Source organism: Streptomyces sp. NPDC056987, assembly GCF_042673865.1.
GTDB lineage: Bacteria > Actinomycetota > Actinomycetes > Streptomycetales > Streptomycetaceae > Streptomyces.
The window spans coordinates 98,338-110,152 of record NZ_JBHURV010000002.1; the positions used below are offsets into that span (position 1 = coordinate 98,338).

The 11,815-nt window shown below is 71.8% G+C and carries 11 protein-coding genes; 4 read left to right on the forward strand and 7 right to left on the reverse strand.

Annotation, left to right across the window (positions count from 1 at the left end):
- Positions 1-54: 54 nt before the first annotated feature.
- The 3 genes from ACFTZC_RS02780 to ACFTZC_RS02790 all read right to left on the reverse strand — a co-directional run bounded on the left by ACFTZC_RS02780 (position 55) and on the right by ACFTZC_RS02790 (position 4,231).
- Entirely contained in the window at positions 55-1,674 is a 1,620-nt protein-coding gene (locus tag ACFTZC_RS02780; protein ID WP_382886198.1) for a sugar transferase, read from the reverse strand.
- Positions 1,671-2,900, reverse strand: a complete 1,230-nt coding sequence (locus tag ACFTZC_RS02785; protein WP_382886200.1) for a glycosyltransferase — start codon at positions 2,898-2,900, stop codon at positions 1,671-1,673. The genes ACFTZC_RS02780 and ACFTZC_RS02785 overlap by 4 nt, the downstream gene beginning before the upstream one ends.
- A gap of 188 nt (positions 2,901-3,088) precedes the next feature.
- Positions 3,089-4,231: a DUF3344 domain-containing protein gene (locus tag ACFTZC_RS02790; protein ID WP_382886202.1), complete on the reverse strand. Its 1,143-nt coding sequence runs from the start codon at positions 4,229-4,231 to the stop codon at positions 3,089-3,091.
- Between the two features lie 314 nt (positions 4,232-4,545).
- On the opposite strand from ACFTZC_RS02790, the gene ACFTZC_RS02795 reads away from it, so the two are divergent.
- Complete coding sequence (locus ACFTZC_RS02795; protein ID WP_382886204.1) at positions 4,546-4,785, forward strand: chaplin; 240 nt, start codon at positions 4,546-4,548, stop codon at positions 4,783-4,785.
- A gap of 277 nt (positions 4,786-5,062) precedes the next feature.
- Positions 5,063-5,347: a hypothetical protein gene (locus ACFTZC_RS02800; RefSeq protein WP_365813955.1), complete on the forward strand. Its 285-nt coding sequence runs from the start codon at positions 5,063-5,065 to the stop codon at positions 5,345-5,347.
- A gap of 87 nt (positions 5,348-5,434) precedes the next feature.
- Here the strand turns inward: ACFTZC_RS02800 and ACFTZC_RS02805 are convergent, their stop codons facing one another.
- Both ACFTZC_RS02805 and ACFTZC_RS02810 read right to left on the reverse strand, forming a co-directional pair.
- Positions 5,435-6,082, reverse strand: coding sequence for a vitamin K epoxide reductase family protein (locus ACFTZC_RS02805; RefSeq protein WP_382886206.1), 648 nt, complete (start codon positions 6,080-6,082; stop codon positions 5,435-5,437).
- Positions 6,083-6,098: 16 nt separating this feature from the next.
- Positions 6,099-6,605 (reverse strand): DUF5949 family protein, encoded by a 507-nt coding sequence (locus ACFTZC_RS02810; protein ID WP_382886208.1) that lies wholly within the window; start codon positions 6,603-6,605, stop codon positions 6,099-6,101.
- Positions 6,606-7,178: 573 nt separating this feature from the next.
- On the opposite strand from ACFTZC_RS02810, the gene ACFTZC_RS02815 reads away from it, so the two are divergent.
- Both ACFTZC_RS02815 and ACFTZC_RS02820 read left to right on the forward strand, forming a co-directional pair.
- Complete coding sequence (locus ACFTZC_RS02815) at positions 7,179-8,138, forward strand: nitroreductase/quinone reductase family protein (RefSeq protein WP_382886210.1); 960 nt, start codon at positions 7,179-7,181, stop codon at positions 8,136-8,138.
- 106 nt (positions 8,139-8,244) lie between these two features.
- On the forward strand, positions 8,245-9,546 hold the full coding sequence (locus ACFTZC_RS02820) for a damage-control phosphatase ARMT1 family protein (protein WP_382886212.1): 1,302 nt from the start codon (positions 8,245-8,247) through the stop codon (positions 9,544-9,546).
- Between the two features lie 65 nt (positions 9,547-9,611).
- Here the strand turns inward: ACFTZC_RS02820 and ACFTZC_RS02825 are convergent, their stop codons facing one another.
- On the reverse strand, positions 9,612-10,391 hold the full coding sequence (locus tag ACFTZC_RS02825; RefSeq protein WP_382886214.1) for an enoyl-CoA hydratase-related protein: 780 nt from the start codon (positions 10,389-10,391) through the stop codon (positions 9,612-9,614).
- Positions 10,392-10,424: 33 nt separating this feature from the next.
- Positions 10,425-11,750 (reverse strand): hypothetical protein, encoded by a 1,326-nt coding sequence (locus ACFTZC_RS02830; RefSeq protein ID WP_382886216.1) that lies wholly within the window; start codon positions 11,748-11,750, stop codon positions 10,425-10,427.
- Between the last annotated feature and the right edge of the window lie 65 nt (positions 11,751-11,815).

The window sequence follows — 11,815 nt, forward strand, 5'->3', positions numbered from 1 at the left end:
CCGCAGTGCCCGCAGTGCCCGCGGCGTCGACGGTGCCGACGGCGCCGGTGGTCATCAGCTGCCCGCCGGGCGGACGAGGGAGAGCGCGGTCCGCACCAGGATGCAGATGTCCTGCCAGAGCGACCAGTGGTCGATGTAGTGGTTGTCGAAGCGGGACCGCTCCTCGATGGAGGTGTCCCCGCGCAGCCCGTGGACCTGCGCGAGCCCGGTGATGCCGACGGGCATCCGGTGACGGGCCGCGTAGCCGGGGAGGGTCTTGCTGAAGTTGGCGACGAAGAAGGGGCGTTCGGGCCGCGGGCCGACCAGGCTCATGTCGCCGCGCAGCACGTTCCAGAGCTGCGGCAGCTCGTCCATCGACGTGCGGCGCAGGAGGTTGCCGACGGGGCTCATGCGCAGATCGCCCGCGATGTTCCAGCGGGTGGCCGACTCGTGGTCGTCGGAGGGGCGCAGGGTACGGAACTTCAGCAGGGTGAAGGGGCGGCCGTGCTGGCCGACGCGCTCCTGCCGGAAGAGCACGCCGCGGCCGTCGCAGCACCGTACGGCGAGCGCGCAGACCGCCAGCACCGGGGAGAGCGCCAGCAGGGCCGGGCCCGCGATCACCACGTCCAGCAGCCGTTTGGCCACGGCGCCGGCGCGGCGCGGGGCGGGCGGCTCGGTCCGGTGGCGGTTGAAGCCCCAGAGGTGGCGCTCCATGACGGCGGGCGGGGCGGCGGCGTCCCAGGGGCCGGGGCCGACGAAGGAGGTGGCGCACCCGTACTCGTGGAAGAGCGTGACGAGCCCGGCGCGGCCGGCCCACTCGCCGGGGCCACCGTGGCTGCCGGGGCTACCAGGGCCACTGGGGCTGCCGGGGCCTACGGGTCCGCCATGACCTCCGGGGCCGGCTCCGGAGTCGATGAACAGGGCTTCCTGGACGCCGTTCTGGATGACGGCACGGTGGATCTCCTCGACGGTGATCAGCACAGGCAGGACGGGGAGGGCGGGGATCTCCGTACCGCCGGTGTCGTGGTCGCCGTCCCCGCGCGGCGGGAGGGGCGCGGGGTCCGCGATCCCGACGGGGCGCAGTCCGTACTCCGGGTGCTGGGTGAGCAGCGCGACCAGCCGGCGCGCGGCCGTCCCCGTACCGACGACGAGGGCGGAGCGCAGCCGGCCGCGGGCGCGCGAGCGGCGGCGCGTGTGCAGCAGCGAGCGGCCGACGCAGCACACGGCGAGCTGTACGGCGCCGCCGCAGGCCAGCGCGGTCAGACTCAGGGCGTGCGCGGGGAAAAGGGCGGCGAGTACGGCCGCGGCGGCGCACCAGGCGACCGCGGTCCTGGCCGCCAGCGCGGGCAGCTGGTCGAGGCCGGACAGGACCGTTCCGGGCCGGTAGAGCCCGGCGACCGCGTTCAGCACGGTCACGCAGACGAGGAGCTGGACGACGAGGAGGGTGTCGCGCTGCTCGTCGCTGAGTACGGCGGTGGAGAGCAGCGTCGCGAACGCGTCCACCGCGAGGAGCGGCAGACCGAAGCGGAGCGGGCCGTGGGCCCGGGTGCGGCGGGGCGGCGGCGCGACGCGGTCGGCGGTGTCGCGGGGCGGGGCGAGGGGGACGCGCCCGCCGAGGGACTGCCGGCCGAGTGGCGGCTTGGTGAGGGACGTCCGGCCGGACGGCGGCGGAACACTGGTGCTTTCCGTGGTCACTGGGGAATCGGCTCCCTGCGCTCGGGGCGCGGCACGGCGGCCACTTCGCGGTACACGTCCGCGATGGCCTGCGCGGTCTGCCGCACGTCGTAGGTGCTGAGTACGTGCTGGTGGCCCTGGCGGCCGATGGCTTCGCGCAGGGGCCGGTCGTGGAGCAGGGTGCTGACGGCCGCCGCCAGCGCGGGCGGGTTCTCGGGCGGGGTGAGACAGAACCGCTCTTGCCCGGGCGGCAGGCTCTCGCGCGCGCCGTCCACATCGCTGAGGACGACGGTCCGGCCGCTCGCCATGGCCTCCAGCGGCGCCACGGCCATCCCCTCCCAGCGCGACGGCAGCACCACCAGGTCCGCCGCCCGGTACCAGGGCACGGTGTCCGGCACGGCGCCCGCGAAGAGCACGGACGGCGGGGCGGCGGCACGCAGCGCGGCGGCGTCCGGGCCGTCGCCGACCAGCACCAGCCTGGCCTGCGGAAGCCTGCGTACGACCGTTTCCCAGGCCCGGAGCAGGATGTCCTGGCCCTTCTGGCGGCAGAGCCGGCCGACGCACACGACGACGGGGGCGCCGGCCGGCACTCCGGCGAGCAGCGGCAGCGCGGCCCGCGCGGCGCCGGTTCCGGTGACGGTTCCCGCGCCACCGACGGCGGTGCCGGTGGCCCCCGCGGTGGCGGGGTCCCCGGGGGTGAACCGTCCGACGTCCACGCCGTTGCGTACGACGGTCCAGGGGGCGTCGATGCCCGCGCGCTCGCCGGTGCGCCGCTCCGCGTCGCTGACGCAGACGACCCGGTCGGTCCACCGGACCGCCCACCGTTCCCAGCGCCTGGCCAGCCGCCCGGTCACTCCGCCGACCGCTTCGAACGACCAGGCGTGCGGCTGGAAGACGGTCGGCACACGGCCCCTGACGGCCAGCCGGCCGACGAGTCCGGCCTTGGCGCTGTGCGCGTGGACCAGATCGGGGCGCACCCGGCCGACCAGCCGGGCGGCCTGCCGTACCTCACGGAGCAGTCCGGGCCCCGGCTCGCGGCCGGCCTGCCAGGCGTGGATCTCGGCCCCCCGCCGAGCCGCCGCCCCGGCGAGCGGTCCCGTCCGGGGACAGCCGACGACGACCCGGAACCCGGCGGCCACCTGCGCCGCGACGAGGTCGAGAACCACCTGGGCCACGCCGCCGTCGACGGGCTGGACAAGGTGGAGTGCGGTGAAGCCGGTCCCGGGCCGGCACCGTTGTGGCTGCACGCGCGACTCTTTCCACTCGGGAATACGGGGAACTCGGGAAACACGGGGAACACGGGGAATGCAGGAAGGCTGTGATACGAGAAAGGCTGGGAATGGCGGGGAGTTCGGTCTTTCGAACTGGACCGGTCTTTCGAGCAGGGCCGGTGCTGAGGGCACCTCGGCCGGCGGGGCGCACGGATCATCCGGTTTCAGTTCCGCACGTCGGCCTCTACGAAGAGCGCCCCGAGCCAGAGGGAGTCACGCTCGGTGCCGAATCGAACGCCAAGCCCTTCGCTCCCGGAGACCAGTGCGTCACTCAGGTCGAAGACATCCGAGTCATAGCCAAGGGTGTTCTCATAAGAGGGCTGCCGTTCCCCTCCTCCGGATCCAGAATCCGTAATACCGGAGTTCATCACATCATCAGAAGGATTTGCCTCGTTGTGGAGCGCCACGCTCTCTCCCGGCCCGGTCTCCACCATGAGCGCGTCCCCCGTCAGCCCCCGGTCGCCGTCGTACGCGACGACGCCCAGCCGCCCGGAGGCCCGTACCGGCGTGCGCAGCGGCCCGATGTCGACCTCCGCGCTCCTGTGGTCCGTGCCGAGCATCTCGAACCCGTCCCAGAGCGCGAGATGGCGCAGCGGTGCGTCGTCCTTCTCGTACGCGACGACCAGGGTCCAGCCGCCCCAGGTTCCGACCGCGGAGCGCCCCATCGCCACATTGACCTGCGCCACGGTGTACAGCCCGGGGCCGCTGTCCCGGACGAACGGGGTGACATCGGCCGACGCCTGGTACGCGTCGGCGACCTCGTCCGTACGGTGGCCGATCACCGTGTCCGCGAGGACCTCCCGGTACACGCCGCCGGGTTCGGCGAAGAGCACCCGTCCGTTGTCGGCGGCCGGCTTCTGCTCACCGGCCCGCAGGTTCCCGCCCCAGTACAGCCGCGCGTAGCTGACCCGCGCGCCGTCCGGCAGGGGCAGTTCGGCCCGGGTGGAGTTGTAGGTGTTGGGGTCGCCGTCGATGTCGGAGTAGAACATGTCGAATTCCTGGTTGACAGCGTTCCCGCCGGCCCGCGCCGCCTCGCAGGAATCCGCCGCACCGCCCTCGGCCCGGCAGCTGACGGCCGAATTGGCGGCCCGTACGATCCCGCCGTGCTGCACCGCCTGATAGCGCCGCGCGAAAGGGATACGAGGCTCCTCGCGCACCCCGGCCCGTGCACCGGGCTTCGCGCCGGCCTTCGCACCGGTCCTCGCGCCCGTCACCGGAGCCACCGGGAACGCCATCGCGGACAGGGCGAGAGTGGCCAGGCCGCACAAGAGGCCGCGCCCCACAGCATGAACCGCAGAATTCCGCATACTGGCTCTCCACCTCGAAGGTCGAAACACATCGAAACAAGAGGATGAAACATGGGGTTGAAACATGAGGTTGAAACAAGACGGGACCATTACAGAGCGCGGGCTGAAAATCACGCCAGACGCGCTGAAACGCGCTGAACGTACAACCGACTGGGGAAAGGGCCTTCAAGTGACGTCCACCGATGTCCCCCGGCCGGCCCAACTTCACTCATTCGGGCCCGCAACCTCAGGATGGCCTCGACGTTGATCCAGAAGTCCGGGCCATCGCGCCCGGTACTCAATGTCATCCCCATACGACCGAGGAGCCCTTCCCCATGTCGCGTATCGCCAAGGCTGTTGTTCTCTCCACCGCGGCCGCCGCCGCTGTCGCCGGTGCCTCCGGCGCCGCCTTTGCCGACAGTGGCGCGTCGGCCGCGGCCATCGGCTCCCCGGGCGTCCTGTCCGGCAACATCGTCCAGGTCCCGCTCCACGTGCCGATCAACATCTGCGGCAACACCGTCGACATCATCGGTCTGCTCAACCCGGCCTTCGGCAACCTCTGCGTCAACCACTGACGCCGTTCTCCGGCGGAGCCGCTCCTCCCCTCGGGGCGGGGCGGCTTTTCCGCGTCCTTCATCCGGGTGATTCGGGTGCCCTGCCCAGATTTACTTCCGCACGGGGTTTCCGGGGCGGCGGGGAATCGTTAGAGAAGACGAGGCCCTGGGAGAAAATCCCCAAAGGGCCTGTGCGCGCGGCGAGTTGAGTCGCTCCCGAGTCGACTCGCCGACGGGCGCACCGGAATCACGTGTCGGGACATCCGATCGTCACGACACCCAGCGGAAAAGGATGCACATGAAGCCCATGAAGGTCGCCGCCGTCGTCGCCGGTTCGATGGTGGCGCTGGGTGCCGCCGCCCCGGCGTTCGCCGCCGGGACGCAGTCCCCCTCGTTCAGCCTCAACGGAGCGCTGGACACCGTGGCCAGCGAGGGTCTGCGCGACGCCAAGCCGCTGCACACCAACGCGCTGGACACCGAGAACGAGGGCTCTGTGCTCAACGCGGTCAAGGGCGCCACCGACAGCCTCAACAAGCCCCAGCAGAAGAGCAACCTGCTCGGCGGCCTCCCGCTCGGCAAGTAGGAGTCGCCGTCCCGCCACCGCCCCTCATGGCTACTGCTTTGAGGGGCGGGCGGGCCGATCCGCTACATCGGCCACATCGGCTACGGGTCAGCTCGTCCAGAAGTCCCACCAGCGGGCCAGGATCAGCATCCCGATGATCCCGATGTGCAGCACGGGCGGCACCCAGGGGAACTCGGCCAGGAAGCCGCGCAGCGCGGCCGGCGCGGGCAGGATCCGGTGCCGGACGGTGTGGGCCGTGACGTACCAGAACATCAGGATCGTCGCGACCCAGGCCAGTGAGCACCACAGGCAGAGCGAGTTGATGTTGTACAGCGACTGGTACTGGAGCCAGGTGCAGAATCCGACGCCGAAGAGCGTCCCCGCGTTCAGCCCCAGCCAGAACCAGCCCCGGTACCGGGCCCCCGCCAGCAGCCCCGTACCGATGCAGACGACGCCCGCGTAGGCCGCGAGACCCAGCATCGGATTGGGGAAGCCGAAGACCGACGCCTGGTCGCTCTTCATGATGTTGCCGCAGGACACCACCGGGTTCAGGCTGCACCCCGGGGTGAAATCGGGGTCCTCCAGCAGCTTGAACTTGTCGATCGTGATCACCCACGCGGCCAGCAGCCCCGCCGCGCCCGTGACGACCAGCAGCAGGGCCAACGCCCGGCTCGCCCCCCATCCGCCGGGCGCGCCCCGGTCGCCGCCGTCCGCCGCGTCCCGGGTGGTCCTGCACTCGGTCGGTGCCGCTGCCATGTCGCTGCCCGGCCGCTCAGCCGCGCAGGCCGCGTACGGGCAACAGGGCGTGCGCGGCGCTCGTGAGCATCTCCGTGTCACCCGCGAAGGCGCGCAGCTGGTCCTCGCCGACCGGCCTCCCGGGGACGCCCTCGGCCCACGGCCGCGTGGCGACCAGGAAGTAGACCTGCCCGATGTCGCGCGCGTCCTGCTCCCACTCCGGCGGGACGGTGCACTGCGCGTTCAGATACGGCATCGTCAGCACGGCCCGGCCCGCCTCGACGATCAGCTTGACCGGAACGCTGGGCGACTGCGCGACATCGACCAGATCGCCGCCGGGCTGCAGCCCGATGTCCACGAGGACCCTGCGCATCGCCTCCCCGCCGGCCTCGGGGCCGTCGCGTCCGTCACCGAGCGAATAGGCCAGCAGAAAGGGCGCGTTGCGCTCTCCGGCGGCGGGGTCGCTCGTCCAGGCAATCACCGAGAGGGTGCCCAGGAGGGAGGCGTACTGCGCATTGCTCGCGGCGGTATTGGTAGAGGTCATGTCTGGGGACAGTAGTGGCCCGCGGAGAAATACCGTGAGCCCGTGTCACCCAAGTGGGCTATTGCAGGCGCCAGTTGAGGACGCAGGACACCGGCCGGAAATCGTCTCTCCGTACGAGAGGGGTGAGGGCTTCCGGATGGGACGGGATTGACAGAGAACGGCGAGGTGACTCTAATGGTCGGCGTGTAGCGTGACACCGACCGGAGAGCTGTGGGCAGGTCGGCGTTCGAGCGGACACCTTTACCGAGGGACGATGCCATGAGTTCATACTCCGCACCCCGCGTCTGACGCTTTCGACGCACCGGTCCTACCTGACGTAGCAGGTTTACCTGACGCGCCGGGATTGCCTGAAGCGCCGGGATTGCCTCACACGCCTGCCGCACCCGGCACGACTGCCGTGGTCGGCACATCTGCGTTCACGCATCGCCCTTGTCCTCCCTTGTCCTCCGGGCTGCCTCCCGCCGTCATTCCGTGCCGTCACCGGCTGTCGCGGCGGCGCTCGGATTCACAGGACATGAGCCGTGCGTGGCCTCACCCTTCCCTTTTTCTCTTTTCCTGGAGAGTCACAGCCGCATGCCCCTGTCCTTCAACCAGTCCGTCATCGACGAATTCCGAGCCAACCAGGGAAAGGTCGGCGGCCCTTTCGAGGGCGGTGACCTGCTCCTGCTGACCACCACCGGCGCGCGGTCGGGGGCGGAGCACACCACTCCGCTCGGCTATGTGCGCGACGGTGACCTGCTGCTCGTCATCGGCTCGGCCGGCGGCAGCCACCGCCACCCCGCGTGGTACCACAATCTGCTCGCCCACCCGATGGTGCGGGTGGAGATCGGTACGCAGACGTACGGGGCGATCGCCGTCCCCGCCGAGGGCGAGCGGCGCGACCTGCTCTTCGAGCGCGTGGTGCGCGCGGCGCCCGGCTACGCCGACTACCAGGCCGGCACCGACAGGATCCTGCCGGTCGTGGTGCTGGAGCGCTCCGAGCCCGACGCGGGAGCGAGGGGAGCGGAGGCGGGTGCGACGGGTGCGAAGGCGGGAGCGACGGGTGCGACGGCGGGCCCGGCCGATCTCGCGGAGAAGCTGGTGGAGATCCACACCTGGCTCCGCTCCCAGCTGGGACACGTACGCCGCGAGGCCGACGCCCACTTCGCCGCGCGGGCGGCACACCAGGGACCGGGCGCGCCGCCCGCGCCCGGGTTCGGACTCCAACTGCGCCAGCACTGCCTGGCGTTCTGCGAGTCACTGACGTTCCACCACACCAGCGAGGACGCCCATCTGTTCCCGGCGCTCGCGGGCCGGTACCCGCACCTGTCCGACGTCTTCGCCCGCCTCGCCGAGGAACACCGTACGGTCGCCCGCGTCCAGGGCGAGCTGAGCGCGCTGCTGGCGGACGTCGGCACGGCGGATCCCGGCCGGTTCCGTACCGAACTGGACCGGATGACAGCGGAGTTGACGGCGCACCTCGACTACGAGGAGGAGAAGCTGCTGCCCGTTCTGGCCGGCATACCGTTCCCTCCGGTGCCGCCGAAGCCGTGACGCACGAACCGCCAGGACGCCCCGGCGTCGCGTCGTCCTGAGGCGGGCACGGCGGGCACCATGGGTCCTCAACGCTCTCAGCGCCCTCAATGGAGTGAAGGAGTACATGAAGGCGATGCCCGAAGAACCCACAGCGCCCGCAGCGCCCGCAGCAGACGACGACGCGCCCGTGATCCTGGGCAACGAGCCCGGCTCGTTCGCCCGGAGCGTCCTGGCCACCCGCCATCCGGCCCTCATCCAGCGGGTCCGCGACGCGTTCCCCTACGGCCCCGCGCAGCACCGGGCCCTCGACGCGCTCCTCCAGGAGATCACGGACGGGGTCATGGAGCCGCTCGGCACTCAGGACGCCCACGACCTCGGCACATGGCGGAGCTGGGGGTACGACGATCACGTGGGCCGGTCGTGGTTCGACGCCCCGTTCCTGTGGAGCGAGAGCTACTTCTACCGCAGGCTGCTGGGGGCCGTCGGCTACTTCGCCGCCGGTCCCTGGCGGGGCGTCGATCCCTTCGCCCCGTTCAAGCGCGCCGAGCTGCGCACCGCCGCGGTGGACGACGAGCTCCTCGCCCTGGACGGCCTCGCCACGGTGCCGGAGGGACCCGGGCGGCACGGCGACGACCAGGCGTACGCGCTCCTGCTGGCGTCGCTCTGGGGCAACCGGGCCGACCTGGGGTTCCGGATGTCCCCCGCCCCGGCCCCCGCCGCCGCGCCCGGGGGCCTGGCCGGGGGCCTGGCCGGGGGTCCGGCCGCCACGGACTCGCCGCTCGTCGCGGACGACAGCGCCCGGCTGTGGTCCCTGCTGGCGGCCGGCGGCACGCCGGACTCCGCCGCCCGTCCCGTCCATCTGATCGCGGACAACTCCGGCCGCGAACTCATCCCCGACCTCGTCCTCCTCGACCATCTGCTCCGTACCGGCCGGGCCGGCCGCGCCGTACTGCACGTCAAGCCCTGCCCGTACTACGTGTCCGACGCGACCCTCGCGGATGTCGTCGACGCGCTGCGCCGACTGGGCGAGGCTCCCGGGTACGCGGCCGAGATCGGCAAGCGGCTGTGGTCGGCGATGGCGTCGGGGCGGCTCGACGTACGGGCGCACGACTTCTTCCGCGCCCCGCTGCCGTTCGAGGCGATGCCCGGCGACCTGCGGAGCGAACTCGCCGAGGCCGCGGTGACGCTGGTGAAGGGCGACCTCAACTACCGGCGCCTGGTGGGCGACCGGGCCTGGCCCGCCACCCTGCCGTTCGCCGGGCGCACCGCGTACTTCCCGGGGCCGGTCACCGCGCTGCGCACGCTGAAGTCCGATGTGGTGGTCGGGCTGAGCGACGGGACACTGGCGTCGCTGGACTCGGCCGCGGAGCCCGGCCGTTCCTGGCGGACCAGCGGCACCCACGCGCTGATCCAGACCCGGCCGTAGAGGGGCGGTCGAGGACCCGGCCGTAACGGGGCGGTCGAGGGACCGGGCCGCCGCCCCTCCGCCGCTCAGCGACCGGTGAAGCGGGGCGCGCGCTTCTCCAGGAACGCGCGCATGCCCTCGCTCTGGTCCTCGGTCGCGAACAGCGCGTGGAACAGCCGCCGTTCGAAGAGGATCCCGTCACGCAGCCCGGTCTCCAGCGCCCGGTCGACCGCCTCCCGGGCCGCCGTCACCGCCTGTCTGGCGCCCGAGGCGACGGCGGTGGCGGCCCGCGTCGCCTCCTCCAGCACGCGGTCGTCCGGCACCACCCGGGACACCAGACCGGACCGCTCGGCCTCCGCCGCGTCCATCGTGCGTCCGGTGAGGACCAGATCCATGGCCTTGGCCCGGCCCACCAACCGGGTGAGGCGCTGGGTGCCGCCGATGCCGGGGATCACGCCGAGCTTGATCTCCGGCTGCCCGAAGACGGCGGACTCGCCCGCGATCACGATGTCGCACATCATCGCCAGCTCACAGCCACCGCCGAGCGCGTAGCCGTTGACGGCGGCGATCTTCGGCGTACGGAAGGCCGCGAACTCCTCCCACTCCGCAAAGTAGTCCTCGTCCGCCATCTCGACGGCTGTCTTCCCGGACATCTCCCTGATGTCGGCGCCGGCCGCGAAGACCTTCTCCGATCCGGTGACGACGAAGCAGCCGACCTCCGGATCGCGGTCCAACGCCGCCAGCGTGCCGATGAGTTCCCTCATGAGCGCGCCGCTGAGGGCGTTGAGCACATGGGGCCGGTGGAGCCGTACGGTCACGATCCGGCCGTCCGGGCCGTGCCGTTCGGTCTTGATGTTCCGATCCACGGAAATGCCTCCGGTCGGGGGTCCGGCGGGATGTCACGAGTCCCAGATCGCGCCGTACGCGGGGATGCCCCGGCGTTCGAGACCGTGCACGACCTGCCAGGTGAGCTTCTTGTTGGAGATGCAGATGACGGCCTCGGCCCCGAAGTCGCGGTACGCGGCGTACGCGAGCCGCACCATGTCGGGTTTGCCGTGGCGCGACGTGTCCCAGACGAGCGCGTCCGGCTGGACGGCGAGGATCTCGTCGACGAGCCCGTCCCCGTAGGTCGCGCGGGGGTCGCGGGTCGCCCACACCAGCCGTGCGGGCACCTCGGCGGCGAGGAGATGGGGCAGGCAGGGGCCGATGCCGCTGCCGGTGGCCACGTACACCACCTTGCTGAACAGGGTCTCGATGTTGGCGACGCCCGCCGTGGTGATGCCCTTGACCCACACCCGCGCCGGGGCGTCGTCGATGAAGGAGCCGGTCCAGTCGCCCGCGCGGGAGATGGTGAGCCGGAAGCCGGAGCGGCCGGGGGCGGGCACATTGGCGAAGGAGTGCCACTCCGTGAGCGGACTGCGGCTGATCGCGGTGGACGAGCCGGCGAAAGGTGTCACGCCGTGGTCGAAGTGGGCCAGCGCGACATGGGGCGAGGGCCGTTCGATCCGTACGTCGACCTTGCGCAGGCGCAGCCAGGGCAGCGCGACGGAGAAGGTGACGAGGGCGAGCACCCAGAGGCCCGGTTCCGCGACGACCGGTCCGCCGGCGGAGAGCGGAGGCAGCGCGGAGAGCACCGTATGCACCCAGAAGAGCGCGAGCGCCGCCCAGCCCCCGTAGCGGTGGATCTTCTCGAATCGGTCGTGGAAGCGGGCGCGGAAGGGTGGCAGGGCGGTGGCGATGACACCGGCGAGCAGGGCGATCAGCGCGTACGCCACGACGAGCAGCGCGATACCCGCACCGCTTGCCGTGACCGGCGCACCGGCCCCGGTCCCGGTCCCGGTCCCGGTCAGTGCGACGGTCTGGCCGAGGAACCAGAGCGCCCCCGCCACCGCCCCGCCCACGTGTACTCCTCCGAAGTGGTACACCTTCGCGAGCGTCCAGCGGAGCTTGAGCGGCCGCCGCGTGGACGGCCGGGTGGCCAGCCGGAACAGCAGGTTGATGACGTACTGCTGGCGTACGACGACGGCGAGCGCGAGGTTGGCGAGGGCGGCGTGGCCGAGGGTACGGGGGCTGTACGGACCGGCCGCGAGGAAGCCGAGGTTGGCGAGGAGAACGAGGGCGGCGAGACGGTTGTAGTGCATCAGGCGGGGGTGCTTGAAGAGGCGCCTGGGCCAGGAGGTGAGCGGGGGAAGGGTGATGGTGTCGACGTCGACGGGCGGCGACACCGGAGAGGCCGAAGAGATTGGAGCGACCGAAGCGACCGAAGCAATCGGAGCGACCGGAGAGGCCT

Coding starts and splice junctions, on each gene's coding strand:
- ACFTZC_RS02795 (WP_382886204.1), top strand. CDS start 4,546: ATGTCGCGTATCGCCAAGGCTGTTGTTCTCTCCACCGCGGCCGCCGCC.
- ACFTZC_RS02790 (WP_382886202.1), bottom strand. CDS start 4,231: ATGCGGAATTCTGCGGTTCATGCTGTGGGGCGCGGCCTCTTGTGCGGC.
- ACFTZC_RS02815 (WP_382886210.1), top strand. CDS start 7,179: ATGCCCCTGTCCTTCAACCAGTCCGTCATCGACGAATTCCGAGCCAAC.
- ACFTZC_RS02805 (WP_382886206.1), bottom strand. CDS start 6,082: ATGGCAGCGGCACCGACCGAGTGCAGGACCACCCGGGACGCGGCGGAC.
- ACFTZC_RS02810 (WP_382886208.1), bottom strand. CDS start 6,605: ATGACCTCTACCAATACCGCCGCGAGCAATGCGCAGTACGCCTCCCTC.
- ACFTZC_RS02820 (WP_382886212.1), top strand. CDS start 8,245: ATGAAGGCGATGCCCGAAGAACCCACAGCGCCCGCAGCGCCCGCAGCA.
- ACFTZC_RS02800 (WP_365813955.1), top strand. CDS start 5,063: ATGAAGCCCATGAAGGTCGCCGCCGTCGTCGCCGGTTCGATGGTGGCG.